Genomic DNA, 21,633 nt, shown 5'->3' on the forward strand with positions numbered 1-21,633 from the left:
TTAAACGTCCATGATACCCTTAAAACCTATGCATCCTTTAAAAAAATTATTTTTCGTTTTTTTATTTTTAATACCTCTTGTGCTCCATGCCCAAGTAGAACCTGTCCTTTCCGATTTTGACAAGAAAGGGGAGGCTTCGGTAGAGCGTACCTCTAGCGGTTTGCTCGTATCGTGGCCTGCTGGAAAAGACCAACATGGTAAACTCGCCATTAATACCAAAAGTGATCAGCCGCTTTTTGAATCATGGCAGTTGGTGCGGGCGGGAGAATCTGTAGAACTTGCGAAAAGCATTGACCCAATGTTTTTACTAACGGTTGGCGAACGGGATTTGAGCAAGGAAAGTGGTTGGAATATCTTTTTTGACCGTACCGCCTATAAACCCCATGAAACCCACCGGGTGCAGTTGGAAAAATCCCACGTCGAGGTATTGAGCGATGGGCAGCGATCGGTTATTAAGGTAGGCGATCTGACCGCAGGGAATTTTTCTGGCTGGTTAGAAGTGACGCTTTACCACGGCAGTCCATTGGTCAATATCGCTGCTGTCATGCACACGGAAGAGGATGCCAAAGCGATCATTTATGATGCCGGCTTGGTGACCAATGATCAAGTATGGAATGAGATATTTTGGTCGGATACAGAGGGGTATTTGCAGTCAAAGGCTGCTAGTCAACAGGTAGGGAAAAGTGAAAATCTAGCCGTAAAGTACAGGACGATAATTGGTGAAAGCGAGCAAGGGAGTATGGCGGTGTTTCCGGCACCGCACCAGTTTTTTTACCCATTGGACAATGTGTACAACCTCCAATATGTTTGGTCTGGCGAAAATTACAGGGATGAGGTAGATGGTTTTGGCATCGGCATCAGGCATGACCTTATGGGTGACAACAGGCATGTACCTTGGTTCAATGCTCCTCCCCACACCGATCAGCGACTCAATTTCTTTGTTTACCTAAGTGCCACCAAAGATGGGCAGGTCATGGAGCAGGTAAAGAAATTTACCAGAAATGATCAGTACAAACCATTGCCTGGTTATAGGACCATGGCCAGCCACTTTCATACCGAACATATGGATGATATTCTTACCCATAAGCCGGTGCCTGATATTCCCGGTCACGTGAAAGCCTTACGTACCATGGGTGTGAATATCATGCATCTGGGAGAATACCACTTGGCTGGAAATCCACGCGATCCCGGGCCGAGGAGGTTGCCGGAACTGGATTTGATGTTTGCTGAATGTGAACGGCTGAGTACAGCGGATTTTCTGATGCTTCCGGGGGAAGAACCTAATTGCCATTTCGGAGGACACTGGATGAATATTTTTCCAAATCCTGTTTATTGGATCATGTCCAGACAGGAAGGTGAACCTTTTGTGGAGGATCACCCCGAATACGGTAAAGTTTATCGTGTGGGAAATAAGGAAGAGATGTTGCGGCTGCTGGAGGAAGAGAAGGGTTTGGCTTGGACTGCGCATGCCCGTACCAAGGGTTCCAAAGGCTATCCAGACGCTTATAAAGATGAAGCATTCTTCCATTCGGACCGCTTTAACGGTGCCGCTTGGAAGTCCCTTCCTGCAGACCTTTCCAACCCTAATTTGGGAAGAAGGGTGTTGAAATTGATGGACGATATGGCCAATTGGGGCGAACGAAAATACGTCATCGGTGAAGCTGATCTCTTTAAATTGGAACCGGATTATGAAATCTATGGCAATATGAATGTCAATTACCTTCAATTGGACAAACTTCCAAAATTTGAAGATGGTTGGCAGCCCGTGGTGGATGCGATGGAGTCAGGAAAGTTCTTTGTCACTACTGGAGAGGTGCTTTTGCCCACTTTCACTATCAATGGAAAAGGAAGTGGCGAAGTGTTAAAGCTGGATGGCAATGGAAAAGCCACGGTCAAGGTGAGTGCAGAATGGACATTTCCCCTCCAATACGCAGAGATCATTTCCGGAGATGGAGAGCAGGTGTATCGAGAGACCATTGACTTGAAAGCAACCCGTGCGTTTGGGGAAGATGAATTTACTTTTGAAGTGGACTTGAAAGGCCGCACATGGGTAAGGCTGGAAATGTGGGATGCAGCAGTAAATGGTGCTTTTACACAGCCGGTATGGATAGAATAAGGAAGTGTCTAATATTTAGTGGCAAGTAGAAAGAAGTGAGACTTGAGAGAGGAGACATGGGACGTTGAATACGGAGCAGCAACGTCTCCTCCTTTAGGAATCAGTAAGCGTAAAGAAATCAAACTTAATTAAACCATATTGAAATGACTTTTAACATGAAAAAATGGGCAAAGCTACTGCTAGCGGGAGGAATGGCCTCGCTAGTGAGCTGTCAAAATGCTGCCCAACAGCATTCCAACGGAGCGGTAGCAGAAGACATGAGTACGCTTCGGCCCCCTGCTTATCCGCTGATCACCGTGGATCCTTACCTAAGCGTTTGGAGCATGGGTGATGCGCTTAATGGTGACGCTACGCGTCATTGGACAGGAGTGACCAATGACCTTCAGGGAATCATCCGTGTAGATGGAAAGTCCTATTATTTTTTGGGACAAGAAATGACCGAAACGGAGACGGTACTTCCGCTGACTGGGCTGGAGGAACCGTGGAGTTATTCCCTGGAAAAGCCGTCACCAAAATGGAATGAGCTGGGCTATGAAGAAGGTAAGCAATGGAAAACCACCAAAGGGGCATTTACCAATGGAGACGATAGCCCAGCCCCTAACCAGTGGAATACAGAAGACATTTGGGTCAGAAGGCCGTTTGAGCTAGAAAAGACTGATTTTTATGACCTAATGCTCAATGTCCATCATGATGATAATGTGAAAGTATATCTGAACGGAGTACTGGCATATGAAAAAGAAGGCTGGGTCAGCAGGCCAGCGACCGTAGCGATCAATGAGAAAGCCAAAGCAGCATTAAAGAAAGGAGAGAATCTACTGGCCATCCATTGCCAAAACACCACAGGCGGAGCATTTTTGGATGCGGGGTTGGTAGAAGTGATCGCGCCAAGTGTGGACATTGCCCAAGCAGGGCAGACTTTTTCGAAGGTGAACGCCACAGAAACCCATTACAGCTTTGATGCTGGTGGAGTGGCCCTTGATGTGACCTTTACGGCACCGATGCTTCCCGATAACCTTGAAGTGATGACCCGACCTGCCAATTACGTTACGTTCGAAGTGGCGGCAACGGACAGCAAGGAACATGATGTGCAGGTGTATTTCAGCGCCGCAGGTAATTTGGCAGTAAATACCATGAACCAGCAGGTGACATGGGAGCGTCCTCAAATACCTGGTTTGAAAGCCATGAAAGTAGGGACGAGTACCCAGCCGGTCCTGGAAAAGAAAGGGGACAATGTGAGAATCGACTGGGGATACTTGTACTTGACGGCTGCAGACCAGGAAAACATCACCTCCCAAATTGATGTGAATACCAACAGTGTGGCGGGATTTGCCAAAAATGGTAAGCTTAGTGATAAGGATGCTGACCAAAAGCCCATCGCATTGGATGATCAGATGATCACTTCAGCTTTTTCTTTTGATTTTGGAAAGGTAGGAGAGAAGCCCAAGGAGAATTTCTTGACGCTGGCCTACGATGATCTGTATTCGGTGCAGTTTTTCAATCAAAACCTGAAAGCTTGGTGGAAGAAATATGGCATGAGCACCGAAGAAATGCTCCAAGCTGCTCAAACGGATTATGCTAAACTGAAAGCTGAAAGTGAGCAATTTGACCAGCAGATTTACCAAGATGCTTTTGCAGCAGCTGGAAAAGAATATGCCGAGATGTGTGCCTTGGTTTACCGACAGGCGGTGGCTGCGCATAAAACCGTTGAGGGGCCAAATGGTGAACTGTTTTTCTTCTCAAAGGAGAATTTCAGTAACGGATCTATCGGGACGGTGGATGTGACGTATCCTTCAGCGCCATTGTTTTTGATCTATAATCCAGACCTGCTCAAAGGAATGATCGAACCGATCTTCTATTACAGTGAAAGTGGCAAATGGGCCAAGCCTTTCCCTGCCCATGATGTGGGGACCTATCCGCTCGCCAATGGCCAAACCTATGGAGAGGATATGCCTGTAGAGGAAGCTGGGAACATGCTGCTGTTGACCGCCGCCATAGCCAAGGTGGAAGGAAATGCTGATTATGCACAGAAGCACTGGGATATCATGACCACTTGGGTGGAATACCTGGCCAAGGAAGGATTTGATCCGGCCAATCAGCTCTGCACGGATGATTTTGCAGGGCACCTTGCACATAATGCAAACCTGTCTGTGAAGGCCATTATGGCAATAGCTGGATACGGTCAGTTGGCAGAAACGTTGGGAAAGTCTGCTGATGCTGAAAAGTACACCGCCTTAGCAAAAGATTTCGCCAAAAAATGGATGGACAAAGCGGAAGATGGTGATCATTATAGTTTGACCTTTGACAAGAAGGGGACGTGGAGCCAGAAGTACAACATGGTTTGGAATAAGCTGTTAGGGCTGGATATTTTTCCGGAGGAAGTAGCCCAAAAGGAAATTGCCTATTACCTTACCAAGCAGGAAGCTTTTGGGTTGCCCTTGGATAGCCGTAAGATGTACACAAAGTCTGACTGGGTGATCTGGACAGCTGCCATGGCCGAGGATGAGGCCGATGAAAAAGCACTGATCGATCCGATGTACACTTATATCGACCAGACGCCAAACCGGATCCCTGTGAGCGATTGGCACCAAACGACCAATGCCGAATCGGTAGGGTTTAGGGCCAGGTCAGTAGTCGGAGGATACTGGATGCCGGTGCTAAAGGATCAATTATTGAAAAATTAGAAGATTCTAAAATTGAAATATAGGTATTCAATTAACGGTTTAAGCGCGAGGACAGGAGACCAGAAGCTGAATCAAACTCATCTCATGTCTCATATCTCATATTTCATATCTCAGGTCTCACATCTCATATCTCAGGTCTCAATACCCAATTCCCATGACTCAATACCCAATTCCCATGACTCAATACCCAATATTAAAAACCATTATCAGTGCAGTGCTGCTTGTTCTTCTCTTTTCGTGTGGAAAGAAGGAGCAGGCCACTGAGGTGTCGGTGGTGGAGCGCATTGATACCGCAGCTACCAACGCTCATTATATCAGCAATAGAGCTCCACTAAAGCCCAGTGCCTTGATCAAGTTGCCTGTAGGCTCAGTAAAGCCGGAAGGGTTTCTGAAGGAATACTTGGTACGCCAAAAAAATGGATTGACCGGTCATTTGGGCGAAATCAGTGCCTGGCTACAGAAGGAAGACAATGCTTGGCTCAGTAAGGATGGCGAAGGAGATTGGGGATGGGAAGAAGTACCTTACTGGCTCAAAGGCTATGCGAATATTGGTTATTTACTGGAAGACCAGCAGATGATCGAGGAAGCCAAGGTCTGGCTTGAAGGAACAATGAACAGCCAGCGTGCGGATGGTAATTTTGGTCCGAAGCACTTTGATGGAGAAAACCAAGATTTCTGGGCCAATATGATCATGCTCTACTGCCTTCAGTCCTACTACGAATACTCCCAGGACGAAAGGGTGCTGGATTTGATGACCAAGTATTTTAAGTTTCAAATGACTGTACCGGATGAGCATTTCCTCAATGGATATTGGCAAAAACTACGTGGCGGAGACAATCTCCGAAGTGTTTTTTGGCTGTATAACCGCACGGGAGAGCCTTTCTTGCTTGAATTGGCTGAGAAGCTGCATCGAAACACTTCCGACTGGGTTGGGAGAGGCCATGACCTAGAGGATATCCATAATTACTATGAAGTACGCGATGGAGGGGAAGTACCCGACTGGTACCGTGACCAGATTGACTGGCACAATGTCAATCATGCGCAGGCGTTTAGAGAGCCGGCGCAGTATTATTTGCTGAGCCACGATGACAGCCACCTGAAAGCTACGTATGAAAATTTCGACATTATTCGGGCGCATTTTGGACAAGTACCCGGTGGGATGTTTGGCAGTGATGAAAATGCCCGTCCGGGGTATGCAGATCCACGTCAGGGAGTCGAGACCTGTGGCATGGTAGAGCAGATGAACTCTGATGAGCATTTGCTTCGCATCACTGGCGATCCATTTTGGGCCGATCATGCTGAGGAGGTAGCCTATAATACTTATCCAGCGGCGGTGATGCCGGATTTCAAATCGCTGCATTACATCACTTCACCCAATATGGCACTGCTTGATGCCGAGAACCACGCTCCGGGTATTGCCAATAGCGGCCCGTTCCTGATGATGAATCCTTTCAGTTCGCGTTGTTGTCAGCATAATCATTCGCAGGGCTGGCCGTATTTTGTGGAAAATCTATGGATGGCTACCCCTGATAATGGTTTGGTGGCTGCGATCTATGGCCCAAGTAATGTGACAGCCAAAGTCGGTGCTGGACAGGAAGTGACCATACAGGAGACTACCCATTATCCTTTCCGTGGACAATTGGAGTTTACCGTGGAAACAGTCCAGCCAACAGCTTTCCCCCTTTATTTACGTATTCCAGCTTGGACTACTGATGCCGCTGTGAGCGTAAATGGCAAGACGGTAAAGGAAAATGTGAAAGGTGCAGGCTATGTTAAACTGGCTCGGGAATGGAAATCCGGTGACAAGGTGAGTTTGTCCTTGTCTATGGAAGTTGAGGTGAAGACTTGGGAAAACAACAACAACAGCTTTAGCGTAAGCCGTGGCCCATTGACCTATTCGCTTCAGATCGGGGAAGATTATATCCGAAAAGAAAGTGACGAAACGGCCATTTGGGACTCCAAGTGGCAAGAAGGCGTGGATACCAAAAAGTGGCCATCTTGGGAAATCCGTCCCACTACTGATTGGAATTATACCTTGGTATTGGATAAGAATAATCCTGCTGCTTCACTGGAAGTGGAAGAACGGCCTTGGCCGGAGAGTGATTTTCCGTTTACTCCTGACGAGGTGCCTGTTTTGATCAAAGCGAAAGGAAAGCAAATTCCGCAATGGACCCTAGACCAATACGGATTGGTGGGGGAACTGAAGGATTTACCAGTCAGTTCCGATCAACTGGAGACAGACGTAACGCTCATCCCAATGGGGGCAGCCAGGTTACGCATCACAGCGTTTCCCGATGTTAAGTAATTAAATTAATTTTCTATCATTTTATTAAAAACCTATAAAACATGAAAAAGTCACTATTGCTTGGCGCCAGTTTGCTCCTTGCCCAGTCATTTGCTTGGGCACAAGATAGCAACTGGGCACCTGCCGAAGGTAAAATTATGACAGAGTGGGCCGAAGAAATCGACCCGGAAAATGTCCATCAAGAGTATCCACGGCCACAATTGGTTCGGGAAGATAACTGGCAAAACCTGAACGGGCTTTGGAAGTATGCCATACAACCTAAAGGAGGAACAGCGCCATCGTCCTTTGCTGGTGAAATATTGGTGCCGTTTGCCGTTGAGTCAGCACTTTCCGGTGTGGGAGAGCGCGTAGGAGCTGAAAAGGAACTATGGTATAAGACCACCTTCGACGCTAAAAAGTCCAGTAAAGAGCGTGTGTTGTTGCATTTTGGTGCAGTGGATTGGGAAGCTGAAGTATTTGTAAACGGCACTTCAGTGGGCGTTCACAAAGGAGGCTATGCACCGTTTTCTTTTGATATCACCGATGCACTGGAAGGCCGAAAAGGCAATGAACTGGTGGTAAGGGTATGGGATCCGTCCAATGATGGCCCTCAGCCACGAGGAAAGCAAATCAAGAATCCACATGGCATTTGGTACACGCCAGTTACAGGTATTTGGCAGACGGTCTGGACTGAAAATGTCCCTTCCAGCTATATTGCCAGTACAAAAAACACCCCGGATGTGGATGCCGGTACGTTGACTGTAGAAGCTGAGGTGAAAAATGCCCAACCCGGTCAAAAAGTGCGCGTAAAAGCACTGGCCGAGGGGAAAGTGGTCGCTGAAGAAGAAGTGGAAGTGGGGCAGCCAGCTGTGTTGAGCATTGCCAATCCTACCCTTTGGGAGCCTGGAAATCCTTTCTTGTACGACCTTGAGGTAAGCGTGGTAAAAGGCAATCGTGAAGTAGATGCTGCAGAAAGCTATGCGGCGATGAGAAAGGTGAGCATGGAACTGGATGAAGATGGTGTACAGCGAATGCTTGTCAACGATAAGTTTATTTTTCAATACGGTCCCTTGGATCAAGGATGGTGGCCTGATGGCTTATATACTGCTCCTAATGAAGAAGCGTTGGTATTTGATATCATCAAGACGAAGGAAATGGGCTTTAATATGATCCGAAAGCACGTAAAAGTGGAGCCTGCAAGATGGTATTATCACTGTGACAAGATGGGGATGCTGGTATGGCAGGACATGCCCAGCGGTGATATGGGCAACCAGTGGAATCCACGTCCAGGGATCGTGGGCGTAGGTACTGAGCGTGACAGAACACCCGAATCTGAAGCGATATTCAGAACAGAATGGAAAGAGATCATGGATGATTTCCATAATTTCCCGTCCATCATCGTATGGGTGCCTTTCAATGAAGCTTGGGGGCAGTTTAAGACGGAGGAAATCGTAGAATGGACCATGGAGTATGACGAAAGCCGTTTGGTAAATGGAGCCAGTGGCGGAAACTTTTTCCCTGTAGGACAAATCATGGACTTGCACAATTATCCCGAGCCTGCCATGCCGAACCCTAAGTTCTTTGGTAAGGATATGGTCATTACCTTGGGAGAGTTTGGTGGACTTGGATTGCCAGTAGAGGGACACACTTGGCAAGAAAAGGACAACTGGGGTTATCAGAGTTTTAAGTCTGTGGAAGACCTCGAAAACCGCTATGCAGAAATGATGGAATCTTTGGCCAAGTTGATCCCAAGAGGGCTCTCAGCAGCCGTTTACACCCAGACCACAGACGTGGAGGTAGAGACCAATGGCTTGATGACCTATGACAGAAAAGTGATCAAATTGACGCCTGAATTCCTCAAAAAAGTGCACGAGCAGCTTTATGATGCAGAGTAAAGGAGTCTTTGGTTAAACCCGGAATATGCATTAGCCTATCTGTTGCGACCTGAAACTGCTTCAAAATAAGCCGTTTCACTTTAGTTTTCGGCATAACCGTAGCGGTGCTACGCTAATGCCTCCAAACTAACTGATTTTCTTGCACTTTCAGCTCTCACTACGATTCCTAACGCATAATCCGGGTTAAACCCAGGATAAATTTTATAAATTATTTCAATAAAGCCCAAGGCGATTTTCACCTTGGGCTTTTTCGTACATGTAGATTAATTCCAAAGATTTTTCTGTAATGATCGGATGGGATTTTTGGTTCTATATGATTTACTGTGGATAACTGATTTACCCTTCTTGATCCCATTCAGCTTGGTTATCATCATTTACTGTTGTTACTTTTTTTCTACAGGTCAAAGTCGAGTAGGCCTGGGCCCTATGCCCAAGCCTCTCTCAGAACCGTACGTGACAGTCTCCCGTCATACGGCTCTTGGCAATCAAATCTGATGTTCCAGATTTTGTTTCAAACAACTCCATCTTCCCTAGTTTTTAGGTTGTGGAACCATTCAAAACCGATTGCCTCAGTCCCTTCGCTCTTTCTCCGTTTCCAGAGCTTTCAACACTACTACGGACTGATCCGCCCCATCCCTATCAAAGGGGATGGTTCTCCTGTTCCATCCAACCGCCTGTTTCGAACTCCTGCCGCCTTAATGCCGCCTGCCAATAGGCCAACTCTCAGTCTGCGCTGCCTATTTTGTCCCGGAAGTTACTCTAGCCCCCGGTTTTGACAGGAAGTATTTTTCACGACACTTCATCGAACGGTTCACTTTCGTTCAGCTTTTCGAAACGCATTCCTTCTGATCGCTCAGTACCACAGCCTTGAAAGCGCAGCACCATCAGGGGAATTTGACTGGTCTGCCTGATCCAGTCCCAGCCGTCGTGCCAAGGGTTGTAACGCCCTATTCGACATCAGTTGGATAGCATGTCCGGTTTCCCGAACTTCAGGACACACAAAGTAACCAAAAAACCCCGCCGCTGTGCAGCTTTTGGGCTAAAATTAACCCCCGCCCTCATGCAGGCTAACTCCTCTCGTTTAGCCGCCAGCCACCTTTTTTCTCATCACTTCGTCAGACAAGCCTGCCTCTTTGCCCACGCACGTGTTTAATTTCTTTATGCCCAATAGCTGCAAGGCGGATCAAATTTTCCGGCTATTTTACTATTAAAGATTACCTTCTAGAATAGTAATGGGATAATTTACCCACTACAATCCATATAGAACCGAATTTTTTAAACAATGGGCTATCAATAGGTTCAATATGTCGTGAAGTTACAAATTGGTTGCAGCCACTGATAGCTCTCTGAGCCAATGGGAGAGCCATCCGGTACTGGAGATGAAGGAAGTTTTTGTGCTGGTTCCACCTGCTCACGGTCTAGGTTGGCCACGATACGGTGGACGTAACTTTGGTGGGCGGTTTGTGCTGTAGATCCATTGGAAGTAATACTGTCATTTAACTTTTGAATCCCCTGATAGGCCAATGCTCTTGCTTGTGCGGAAGCTTGTCCACTTCGATAAAGATCAATCAGCTGGCCTAATAATGCTTTTTGGACAGTACGGGAGATCTCTTCTTCATATTCCGAGGAAGCCGAAAATCCATTTACGGTTTGGATGGTTTTGTCAATGATTTCCATCAGTCCGGGAAGCGCTGTGTTCACTGCATGCTGCGCGACTAGCCGACTTGCCCTATGAGGGTGGAAAATAAATGAGAAAGTCATCTCTGCCGCTACTTGTGGAGGGGCGAGCGGGTCAAATGTCAGCCCTGTATTACCTTGGAAAGTTTCTCTGCTATTGGCGCTGTATCCATAAGGTCTGGGCGGAACAAGTTCCAGCACTTTTGCAGGTACCTCGAGATTTTTTGGGGCTACGGTAGCCAAAAGCGCATCTAAGGCATTGATTTGTGACTTGGCATTGACGGTTGTTGGAGGACTGCTACCGTCGCCTCTTACCGCATACTGATAATTGACCCCAGCGATCAACTTGGAGGCTGCATCCACCTGGTACCGATGAAAAAGGTACATCGGTACAAAGACCTCTTCTATCGTGGCCATAGGTTGTCCCATTTTTATTTTCTTTTCACTGAATTCAGCTAGGACATGTTTTCTGATCTCCATGACTCGGTTCAGTTCATCGACTGCATTGGAGCCGTTGTCCCAGAGGTGAGTGGATGGATGGGCACTTCCTGCTGGTCGGGCATCTTGGTCGGAGAGGAAGTCGAGGCCTTTTTCGCGGTAAGTTTTTACCAGTTTGTCGATTTCTTGGAGCTCATTGTTACCTTCGGGAAATTCACGATAGGCCATTTCGATGGCTACTTTATCCCATTCACCAATTCCAACATCATAGGCATCGGAGAGGTCCAAGTTGCCGTCACCGTCCATCTGTACCAGCGGATGGGGGTAATCCATGACGGAAGCGCGGTCATGTGCACTGGCGATGTAATTATGTGGCAATCCAAGGGTGTGTCCTACCTCATGGGCGGCCAGTTGGCGCATTCTGGCCAAGGCCATATCCAGCATCGCTTCATCTTCTACTTCGCCCGTTTCCAGGTAATTGGCAATGAGCCCTTGCGCAATGAGAAAATCTTGACGTACACGAAGGGAGCCAAGCGTTACTTTACCTTTGATGATTTCGCCAGTTCTGGGATCTGTGATTCCACCGCCGTAAGACCATCCACGAGTGGATCGGTGCACCCATTGGACGAGATTGTACCGTATGTCCATGGGGTCAGCATCCTCAGGAAGTAGTTTTACTTGAAAGGCATTGATAAATCCTGCTGCTTCGAAAGCTTCCGTCCACCATTGGGTGCCTTCCATAAGGGCAGAGCGGATAGGCTCGGGAGTACCAGGGTCAATGTAGTAAACGATAGGCTCCACAACTTCACTGGGATCAGGTCCTGGGTTTTTCTTGATCAGGCGATGTCTTCGAATGTATCTTTTGACGATAGGTTCGTTTATCGGTGTAGCAAAATCGTAAAAGCTTACCGCATTGACACCCGCCCTAGGGTCAAAATGACGGGGTGTGTACTGGTCATCTGGTAGCTTCACAAAGGAATGGTGCATCCTCACGGTGACCGCATCGGAAGACGGTGTGACACTTCGCAGATAACCTCCAGCACCACTGCCGGAGAGGGTGATGGTCGCTTCTATTTCGGTGTTTTCGGGGAAGCTCTTGGTGCGTGGCAAATAGATGGCAGACCGCTTGGGGTCTATTTTATAATTGCCTTGGTTCCTTCTACTGATAGCCGATGAAGCCCCTACTGCATCCTGTAAGGCAAATTCAGTGGCGTCCACCAAATAGTGTGTAGTAGATTGTGCTGCAATTTCAAAACCCCACAAAACGGATTCTGCAAAAGACTCTTCAACGGCTTTTTGTTCCATGGCATTATCAGTGATGGCCCGATAATCATAATTACTTTCTGCCATCAATAGTTTTTTTCCTGATTTTCGGAAATTTACCACATGGGCACCAGAGAGCTTGCCTCTGTCCAGTCCGATGTCATTGGATCCTAGACCGGAGGCGAGGGAAGGGTAGTAGAGGATTTCTTCTTCGGTTTTTGGAATCTCTAGCCATATTTTTCCGGTATTGTCATCCCAGTAAAGAGGGAAAAAACCTGGCTTTATTTCCATGCCTTCTACAAATTCGGCAATGGTAGGGGACAGATTGGATTGGGAAAATCCATAGTGTCCAGCAATGGTAAATAGGATGAGGGATAGTGTGAAGGTTAGTAAAGCTTTTTTCATAAATGGTTATGGTCAGAAAAATGGAAATAATAGAATGTTCTCAGTAGGTATTTGGGATAAATAATAATCCAAAAAAATAGGGGGATAAACTAATAGAAATACATGAATGGTAAGGGGTAGAGACTGTTAGCAAAACAGTCTCTATGGTGTGAGGCAAGCAACTTTTAATAATTTAACCCTAAAGTAGAAGGGATTACGGAATTGGGGCTTCTTTTTTAGGCCTGTTTCCTCGCTGCCTGTTCATTCTAAAAAGCTGTTTGACAAATTCCCTGTCCGCTTCCTGAAGCAAGAAAACCTGTTTGGGACTGAGTGTTTCAGAGAACTTTTCAATCGATTTTTTTTCAAGGTTAAGCAATTCCTCTTGCAGTGCTATTTTGGAATTGATCAGCTCGGTAGCCTTTTCGTTGGTAAGGGATGATTTCTCCACTTGGGAGGTTTTCCGCATTTGGTGGTGGATGTTTCTCCGTTTCTCTTCAAACTCGTTGTAAATTGGCCAAAATTCCTCTGCCTGATCAGGAGTAATGTCCAGTTTTTGGGTAATAAAGGCAATTTTTGCAGCCTCCAATTTTTCGCGATCATAGCCAGGTTTACCTCCCCTATGTTGTGCCAAAAGGCTGGAGGAAATCAAGGCCATCCAAATCAATAAACTTAACTTTTTCATGATTTTTAATTTTTTTCGGTTCCTACTGGTTTCCAAGGTTAATAATACCATAGTTCCTCTTCCAGTTCACTTTCACTGAATTGGTATGATTGCCATTGTTCCTCCACAAGTTCGTTCAGGATGGCATTGGGATCATCAGAAAGCGATAATACATCTTCGGCGTTCCACTCTCCCTGGTCGATTAACAGTTCAATTTCTTCTTCCACGGCCAAAGTGAAGGAATTACTTGTTTCTGACATGTTTTCCGTGCTGAGCTTATAAATAAACAAACTGGTAAACAGGACCACTAGCGCTGCGGCCGCACCGCTGATCCATAACGCTCGCTGTTTACTTTGTGTCTTCTTGGTCATTATCTTGTCAGGAAGGCTTTCGAAATAACCTTCTGGTACACGGAAAATATCGCCTTTAGGGATGTTCTTTTTCATAACCTATATTTTAGACAATGGATACTGGAAAAGGTTTAGTCTCCATTGATTTCGTTTTCAATCTTTTTTACCGCATGGTGATAACTTGCCTTCAGGGCACCTTCGGAAGTTTGTGTGATTTCACTGATTTGCGCATAGCTTAAGTTTTCAAAATACTTCATATTGAAGACTAACCGCTGCTTTTCCGGCAGTTTTAGGAGCAGCTTTTGTAGCAATAACTGTATGTCATCCCCTTCGATGTGTGATGAGCTGTCCAAGTATCCGATCATTTTATGTTCATGGTCTTCTAAACGGAAGAAATTGCGCTTTTTTTTCTTTTCCAGAAAACTTAGACTTTCATTGACGGCGATCCTGTACAGCCAGGTAAAGAGGCTTGCATTGCCTTTAAATTTGTCAATGCTTTTAAAGGCTTTGACAAATGTGTTTTGGGTAATGTCATCAGCGTCTTCATGGATGATCACCATTTTACGAATGATACCATAGACGCGTTTTTGATAATGGCCTATGAGCAATCGATATCCTTTTTCCCTGGTTTGTGGGGTGTTGATCAGTTTTAGTAATGAGGTGTCGTCCAATGGATTCATTTCCTGATTAGACTAGTAAAGTAATGATAAGTTTAATGTTAGGGCTGGATTAAATCAGAGTTGGGTTGTAGGTTGGTGGTTATGAGTGGGTTACTGTTTTTTTTGTTCTAAATGAGCGGGTGATAAAACAGGATCAAATAAAATTTTCCAATACTGATCCCAAAAACAACTTAATCCCTCAACTTTTCCGCTTGATTTATAAGACAAATGAAGTGGAGTGGCCAAAAGGGGACAAAGCAAAAGAGCCAACAAGCAATCCTGCCTTTGGCTCTTTTTAAATATTCTAATGGTGGGAGAGGATTAAATCTCTAGGATATAGTCCAAAATCCCAGCATTTTTTCCTTTTGGCCTTGTAACCACCATGGGATATTTTTCATTTAACTGGATGAGTCGTTCGGCCATGCTGCCAATGAACAGGGCCGTGGCGGCCGTCCTGCCTTTGGCACCAATTATGATACTGTCCACTTCAAGTTCTTCGGCTTTGAGGATAATATCTTCTACTGGATCATCATTACTGTCCACGGTATATACCGGGGTGATATTAATACCTTTGGTATCTATTTTACGAATGAATTTTTTATAGTTTACTTCTGCATTTTTCTTCATGACATCCGCAAACTCCTCATAACTCTTTCCAGTGAGGTGATAGCCAGAAGGGACAGAAAATACGTTTTGACAGATGATGTCCACGTTGCCTCCATTTCTTTCTGCGATCATAATGGCTTCTTCCAGTGCGTCTTTGGAGTAATCAGAGAAATCGATGGGGACCAAGAGTTTGTTTACTTTTGGATTAACGATGGTTTCTGGAATGATGGTCAGTGAGCAGGATGCCCTTCGTGCCAACCTCTGTGAAACAACTCCACTGCCGGCCAGCGTAGTCTTCCTACCTACCAGTATCATGTCGGCGGATTTTTCGTGTGCAAGTTTCAGTATCTTTTTCGATAATTGCCCTTCTTTGACCACGTAGGTGAGTTCTGTGTCGAGTTTTTTGTCGAAATGCTCCTCCACTACTGCTTTCATTTGTCCTTTTCTTTCATCCACCATGTTCTCCACCAGGTTGGGAAATTCCTGTAGAATGTCTTTTGGCATCTGTAGGTTACGGATGACATTGGTGAAATAGATTTTTTTGGTGTGGTTAATTTTAGCAATAAACGACGCGAATTTAACCAACGTGACATCCATTTCAGATAGGTCCAGGCAAACGATGAGTTTCTTGATTTGGTACATTTCCTAAGCAGCTAAATTTGATGCGATACGATATAATTAATATAAGGTAAAAGCAGTTAAAAATTATTTTAATTAAATGATTGGCTTTTTCAGCACATTGCCAATTTATCTCCGAATATAAGGTTAATGTTCAAAATTTACCAAGTAATGGCAGTGCAAGTACTAATCTTATACATATTCTTGGCAATTACGAAATAATGGCCAAGAATATTAAACGTTATCGGATATGTTCATTCATGATTTTTGAATATTGATCTAATATAACCGATTACAATAGGTCTCATAAATTACTTGTTATTTGTTCGATAAAAAATAGCGAGTTGTTTTGGATGCAACGTGTTAATTTCCTGTAAATATATGGTTTAAACTTTAATTGTTTTTATAAAATACTGTTTTTGTGCCTTAAATTAAAGACATTTAAAATTATGTAAATGTATAAATGTGTTGCAGTGGTTATAAATGGTGGTGACCTGAATGATCCTTTTGTGTGAGTTTGCAGTATAAATGGCCGGAAAATAAAATTTCGTTTAGGAAGCGCTGACAATGGATGGCAAGGGGTATATTTTCGTCTAATTTTTACCATTCCCTAATGTAATTTGTATATTTGCAGAGGCTCGGGCCGCAGACATGTTCAAACTTCACAATTAACAAAAATGCCGAGTGAAGCCTTTTTTCAAAACCAGGCCTCATCCGCCACGGCGGACCTCGTTTCTTCGGAAGCAGGATAACAGTGGAAGGTTGCGAAATTCGGGCAGCTCAAATCTTGTCTATAAAGAGGTTTTGTAACACTCCAAGGCCCGGGCTTTATTTTTTAAATTGATTTGCCTTGATTCCGTTCCCTAATGTCCATTTAACCGCTTTATGCATTAGGAATCGTTATGAGAACTGAAACTACAAGAAAATCAGGCTGTTTGGAGATTGAATCATAGCATCGCTATGGTGAAATCGAAAACAGCAGCGAAGCGATTAATTTTGAAGTAGTTTCAGATCGCAATAGATAGGCTAGTGCATAATGCGGGTTCAATGCCGTTTAGTTAGTATGTACCTGGAAATATTGGTTCTATTGTTTTTCTACTAAATTCCAAGATGGTTTTCATCTCTTTACCTTTGTCACTTTTTTGCTGCAGGTCAAAAAAGTGACCAAAAAACCCCGCCGCTACGCCACGGCGCACAGGTGTGCAGCTATTGGCCTAAAATTAAAGCCTTCCCTCATGCAGGCAAACTCCTCTTTCTCTAGCAGCCAACATTCTTTTTGGCTAGTATTTCGTCAAACAAGCCTGCCTTTTTGCCCACCCGCTTTTTAATTTCTTAACGCCCAATACCTGCAAGGCGGATCCGATTAATAAGTTTCTTATGGATAAATTATCATCATTATTCCATGTAGTGGTATATTTTCTTAAGTAACCAAGTTGAGCCGGAACTATAAGCCCACCGGCCTAGATTTTTTTCTTTCTTTTTTCATCAATGGAAAAAAGAAAAAGGATAAAATCCACCAAAATGGCCAAAGCCATACAGTTAAAGTCAAACAGAAAAGAAACTCCTAGCAGGTGAAAACAGGGAAATGGCCTTAACTAAACGGCATTAAATGCGGGTTTAAACGTGGAAAATAAAAAAAGAGGGATATGGACGTCATATTCCCTCTTTTCGATTGTTGTGGTTAATTGTGTCTATGAAATATCTTTAGCTGTTTTCTTAGTAAAGAATTCTAAATCGGATAGTACCTTCAATTTCTTTTAGGGCATCGATGACATCATTTGAATAGCGCTTGTCAATATCCGTGATCACGTAGCCAATCTTTTCGTTGGTCTTCAGATATTGGCCGACGATGTTGATTTTGTAGCTAGCGAGTACCTGATTGATCTTTGCCATAACGCCTGGTGCATTTTGGTGAATGTGGATCAATCGGTGAGCGTCCTTAAGGAATGGGAGCTGAATATTGGGGAAGTTTACGCTGTTGAACGTATTTCCCGTGTTGATGTATTCGATAATTTTGCCCGGTACAAATTGCGCAATGTTTTCTTGTGCTTCCAAGGTACTGCCACCAATGTGGGGTGTCAAAATGGTGTTGGGACAACCGATCAACTCCGATTCGAATGGCTCATCATTGTTTTTAGGTTCTGAAGGGAATACATCTACAGCGGCTCCTGCTAAGTGACCGCTTTCCAGCGCTTCCTTAAGGGCAGGCACTTCCACCACATGCCCTCTACTGAGGTTGACCAGAATGGCACCTTTTTTCATCTTGAAGATTTTCTCTTTGTTCAAGATGTTTTTGTTTTCAGTTCTGCCGTCCACATGTAGCGAAATGATATCGCAGGTTTCTAGCAGCTCATCAAGTGAGTCTATTTTTGTGGCATTTCCCAAGGCAAGTCGTTCTACGATATCATAATAGAGCACATTCATGCCCATGTTTTCGGCAAGTACAGAAAGCTGTGCACCAATATTACCGTAACCGATAATGCCCAGTTTTTTACCCCTCACTTCAAAGCTCCCAGAAGCAGATTTGTTCCAAACGCCCTGGTGCATTTTTAAGGTCTTGTCATGCAGGTTACGCATCAGGAAGATGATTTCTGATATCGCGAGTTCTACGACAGAACGTGTGTTGCTATAAGGTGCGTTAAATACCGCAATACCCCTTTCCTGGCACGTCTCCAAGTCAATTTGGTTGGTGCCGATACAGAAGGCTCCTATGGCCATCAGCCTATTGGCATTTTCAAGTACTTTTTTAGTGATTTGTGTTTTTGATCGAATGCCAATGATGGATACACTTTTGATCTTTTCACATAATTCCTCTTCGGACATCGCAGAACCCACCACTTCTACATTGTAGCCTTCTTGCTTCATGATTTCCACGCCAATAGGATGGACATTTTCCAATAGAAGCACGTTTATTCTGCTTTTAGGATAGCTGAATTTTTTGTTCATTTTATTAACATACAAAATTTCATCCAGACTGGGAGCAATATGGTCCGCTTTTGATGAAACCTTAGGTCTATTGATATTTTCAGTAAATGCGTAAAATTTATTGGCCAACCCGGAAGCCTTAATTTCATAGTCCGTGTAGCCATCACCGATGACATAGACATCACCTTCTAACTTAAGGTTTTTGATGGTGGCAGGTTTGCCATTGTTATTGGAAAGAAGGTTTTCCCTGTTTAGGTCAATGATATTGCCTTCTTCATCATAGATAAAATCGTTGGCAAATACATTTTCTTCCTTCAGGCCATAAGCGGCTACCACTGGTGTGATAAAATCCTTAAAGCCGTTGGATAGAATGTAGATGTTCTCTGCATTCTCCTGAAAAAACTCCCTGTTTCGTTGGAAAGATTTGGACACCTTTAGCTTGAGTGAATCGATAAGTTCTGCTATTTGCGATTTATTCGCTTGCAAGATTTCGATTCTTCTTTCTAAGCTTTCGCGTAGATTTAATTTCCCTTCCATGCCCAAGTCCGTGATGTCCTTGATGGCTTGCAATTTTTCATCTCTTTTGGGGTCATTTCTCAAGCTGATCTCTCCCAAAATATCCAATGCCTCTACTTGTGTAAAGGTACTGTCAAAATCGATGATAAACTTTTTATCAGTGGTCATTTTGTGGTGAACTTTTAATGATTTGCGCGTAAATTTAGCATTTTCTTAATTTATACGAATGTTTGTTGTCAAAAATACTTTCAAAATTTTTAAATGATTTTTAGTCGAATACGGTGTATTTTTGTAAAATCACTGAATTAAACGAAATAGCTATGAAAATCACTCTACAATTATTTTTGGTGTCCATTTTAACTTTCTCTTTTTGGGCTTGTGAAAGCAACGAAAAAGACAAAAAAAGCAACGTTTATTCCGAACATGATTCACCAACAATGGATGTGGTAGCGGGGGAGTATGGGGCGAAAATCAGTGACGACGGAATGTTTTCCCTTACGAATATGTTGCAGGTTTTGGCATCCAAGGAAATGTTTGAAGGAAAGATCAGTGGGGAAATAAAGGAAGTTTGTGCCAAAAAAGGATGCTGGCTTACCATGGATTTACCTAATGGAGATTCCATGCGGGTGACATTCAAGGATTATGGGTTTTTTGTACCCAAAAATGCCCAGGGATATCCTGTGATACTTGAGGGGAAAGCCGTTAAGGTGGTGACCGATGTAGAGACCTTGCGGCATTATGCTGAGGATGCCGGTAGGACTGCCGAAGAGATAGCGAAAATAAACAAGCCGAAAGAGGAATATACCTTTGAGGCAACAGGTGTATTGATTCAAGATAAAATTTAATAAATATGGCCATAGCATTGGATAATTTGCGAGTAGGAAGGGTTTATCATTTGACCAATTATGGGGAAAATCGGCAGCTTGAGGTATTGGAAAGAATAGGTAGGGATAATTTCCAGGTAAAGGATTTGGATACGTTGGAAATCTATGAATTGGAAGAATTGTTGAGATGGGGGATTGGCAAGGATTATGATTTGGACGAGGTACGATGAACATATTCCGAAGAATAAAAGGAGGATATAGTTCAGGTTAAGTCCATTAAAGATAATCTTGGCCGATATCAGGTAGAATACCGCCGGAAGATCTGTTCCAGCGGTATAGGATTAGCTATAATAAATGACAGTCCGTTTAGCGTTTAATTCCATCCACCACCCAAAGAGCGGTACAGGTCTACAACTGATAGGAACACCTCTTTTCTTGTGTTTGTCATTTCTAACTCTGCTTCCAAAGCTCTTGCTTGGGCAGTAATAACTTCTAAATAGGTCGCATAACCTCCTCTGAAAAGGTCATTGGCTATTTGGATAGAATTTAGGAGAACTTGGGTTTCCTCTTCTTTAAGGGCGTATTTCTTTTTCATTTTATCCACCCTCCTGAGATTTGTCAAGACCTCTCTATAGCCATTCATGATGGCTTGCTGATATTGATAATAAGCTATTCTATTATTTGCAATGGATTTATTAAATCCAGATCGGATTTTAAACTGTTGGAATATAGGGGCGGTAATGCCACCAAGAAAACCTACAGTAAGCGCTCCCGGGAAATTGAAAGCAGAGGGGATGTTCTGTTCATTTAGACCGATATATGGCGTAAGGCTTAAGGAAGGGAAAAACTCTGCTCTAGCGGCGGCAAGGTCTGCATCAGTAGCCAGTAATTCAAGTTCTGCCTGTTGGACATCCGGCCTTCTAAGCAATAGATCCGTGGGGACACCAACATTGATTGCTTCTGGCAAGTTTATATCCAAGAGTGATTCTGCCCGGGGTACTTCTTCGGGATACCTGCCCAAGAGATAGTTTAGGGAATTTTCAGCAGCAATGATTTCCTGCTCTTTTTCATATCGAAGACTTTTGGTGGCCAATAACTGGGCAGCAAATTGCTGAACGGCCAATTCATTAGCCCTTCCGGCCATTTTTTGAATTTTGATCAGCTCTAGGGCAATTTCTTGGTAATCGATGTTTTTATTAATGGTTTCCAGCTCTTTATCAAATCCTAACAATTCATAATATAACTTTGCTACTTCAGCTATTAATGTGGTCTGTACCAGCAAGCGTCCCTTTTCTGTAGCCAGTATCCGCTGATGGGCAGCCTTCTTTCGGTTTTTGACCTTTCCCCAAAGATCAATTTCCCAAGTGCTTTGGAATCCTAAAAAGCTACGCTCAATCTGATTGTCCACGTTGCGGTCTCCATTAACGGTACCGGAGAGTAAATTGGGTTTGATATTCCCAGACCTGTATCTGGCGATTCCATCTACAGTGGGGTATAGTCTTCCTTTTTCAATGCGGTATTGTGCGGTGGCTACCTCGATACGTTCCACGGCTGCTAGCATATCCAGGTTGTGTTCCAATGCCTCTTCGATCAAACTGTTGAGGTTAGGGTCGTTGAAGAATTTGTTCCATGGAATATGCGCAATATTAATAGAGTCTTTTTCTCCGATAAAAGTTGCGGGTATTTTTGGCATATCAGGTTTTTCAGGGATGTCTATGGATTTGCATCCCCCGAAA

13 protein-coding genes are annotated in these 21,633 nt (G+C 44.2%); 6 read left to right on the forward strand and 7 right to left on the reverse strand.

Annotated elements, in window-relative coordinates; all coding sequences use genetic code 11:
* The first annotated feature begins 28 nt into the window (after positions 1-28).
* The 4 genes from FDP09_RS12950 to FDP09_RS12965 all read left to right on the forward strand — a co-directional run bounded on the left by FDP09_RS12950 (position 29) and on the right by FDP09_RS12965 (position 8,976).
* Positions 29-2,116: a CehA/McbA family metallohydrolase domain-containing protein gene (locus FDP09_RS12950; protein WP_137403065.1), complete on the forward strand. Its 2,088-nt coding sequence runs from the start codon at positions 29-31 to the stop codon at positions 2,114-2,116.
* Positions 2,117-2,259: 143 nt separating this feature from the next.
* Positions 2,260-4,797 carry a glutaminase family protein gene (locus FDP09_RS12955; RefSeq protein WP_229683506.1) on the forward strand — a complete coding sequence of 846 codons (2,538 nt, stop codon included), beginning with the start codon at positions 2,260-2,262 and terminating at the stop codon, positions 4,795-4,797.
* Positions 4,798-4,972: 175 nt separating this feature from the next.
* Entirely contained in the window at positions 4,973-7,102 is a 2,130-nt protein-coding gene (locus FDP09_RS12960) for a beta-L-arabinofuranosidase domain-containing protein (RefSeq protein WP_137403066.1), read from the forward strand.
* Between the two features lie 41 nt (positions 7,103-7,143).
* A complete protein-coding gene (locus FDP09_RS12965) occupies positions 7,144-8,976 on the forward strand; it encodes a glycoside hydrolase family 2 protein (protein ID WP_137403067.1) in 1,833 nt (610 codons plus the stop codon).
* Between the two features lie 1,299 nt (positions 8,977-10,275).
* Here FDP09_RS12965 and FDP09_RS12970 read toward each other — a convergent pair.
* The 6 genes from FDP09_RS12970 to serA form a co-directional block, all read right to left on the reverse strand.
* Positions 10,276-12,759 (reverse strand): zinc-dependent metalloprotease, encoded by a 2,484-nt coding sequence (locus FDP09_RS12970; RefSeq protein ID WP_137403068.1) that lies wholly within the window; start codon positions 12,757-12,759, stop codon positions 10,276-10,278.
* Positions 12,760-12,952: 193 nt separating this feature from the next.
* Entirely contained in the window at positions 12,953-13,420 is a 468-nt protein-coding gene (locus FDP09_RS12975) for a Spy/CpxP family protein refolding chaperone (protein WP_137403069.1), read from the reverse strand.
* Positions 13,421-13,458: 38 nt separating this feature from the next.
* Entirely contained in the window at positions 13,459-13,845 is a 387-nt protein-coding gene (locus tag FDP09_RS12980) for a hypothetical protein (protein ID WP_137403070.1), read from the reverse strand.
* 35 nt (positions 13,846-13,880) lie between these two features.
* Positions 13,881-14,429, reverse strand: coding sequence for an RNA polymerase sigma factor (locus FDP09_RS12985; protein ID WP_137403071.1), 549 nt, complete (start codon positions 14,427-14,429; stop codon positions 13,881-13,883).
* A 300-nt stretch (positions 14,430-14,729) separates the two neighbouring features.
* Positions 14,730-15,656 carry a universal stress protein gene (locus FDP09_RS12990; RefSeq protein ID WP_137403072.1) on the reverse strand — a complete coding sequence of 309 codons (927 nt, stop codon included), beginning with the start codon at positions 15,654-15,656 and terminating at the stop codon, positions 14,730-14,732.
* A gap of 1,692 nt (positions 15,657-17,348) precedes the next feature.
* Positions 17,349-19,241 (reverse strand): phosphoglycerate dehydrogenase, encoded by a 1,893-nt coding sequence (gene serA / locus FDP09_RS12995; protein ID WP_137403073.1) that lies wholly within the window; start codon positions 19,239-19,241, stop codon positions 17,349-17,351.
* Positions 19,242-19,393: 152 nt separating this feature from the next.
* Between serA and FDP09_RS13000 the strand changes: the two genes are divergently transcribed.
* Positions 19,394-19,918: a DUF4920 domain-containing protein gene (locus tag FDP09_RS13000; RefSeq protein ID WP_137403074.1), complete on the forward strand. Its 525-nt coding sequence runs from the start codon at positions 19,394-19,396 to the stop codon at positions 19,916-19,918.
* A 5-nt stretch (positions 19,919-19,923) separates the two neighbouring features.
* Positions 19,924-20,127, forward strand: a complete 204-nt coding sequence (locus FDP09_RS13005) for a hypothetical protein (protein ID WP_137403075.1) — start codon at positions 19,924-19,926, stop codon at positions 20,125-20,127.
* Between the two features lie 143 nt (positions 20,128-20,270).
* Here the strand turns inward: FDP09_RS13005 and FDP09_RS13010 are convergent, their stop codons facing one another.
* Positions 20,271-21,590 carry a TolC family protein gene (locus tag FDP09_RS13010; RefSeq protein ID WP_229683373.1) on the reverse strand — a complete coding sequence of 440 codons (1,320 nt, stop codon included), beginning with the start codon at positions 21,588-21,590 and terminating at the stop codon, positions 20,271-20,273.
* Positions 21,591-21,633 lie beyond the last annotated feature (43 nt).

The organism is Echinicola rosea (assembly GCF_005281475.1).
In the GTDB taxonomy this organism is placed as follows: domain Bacteria; phylum Bacteroidota; class Bacteroidia; order Cytophagales; family Cyclobacteriaceae; genus Echinicola; species Echinicola rosea.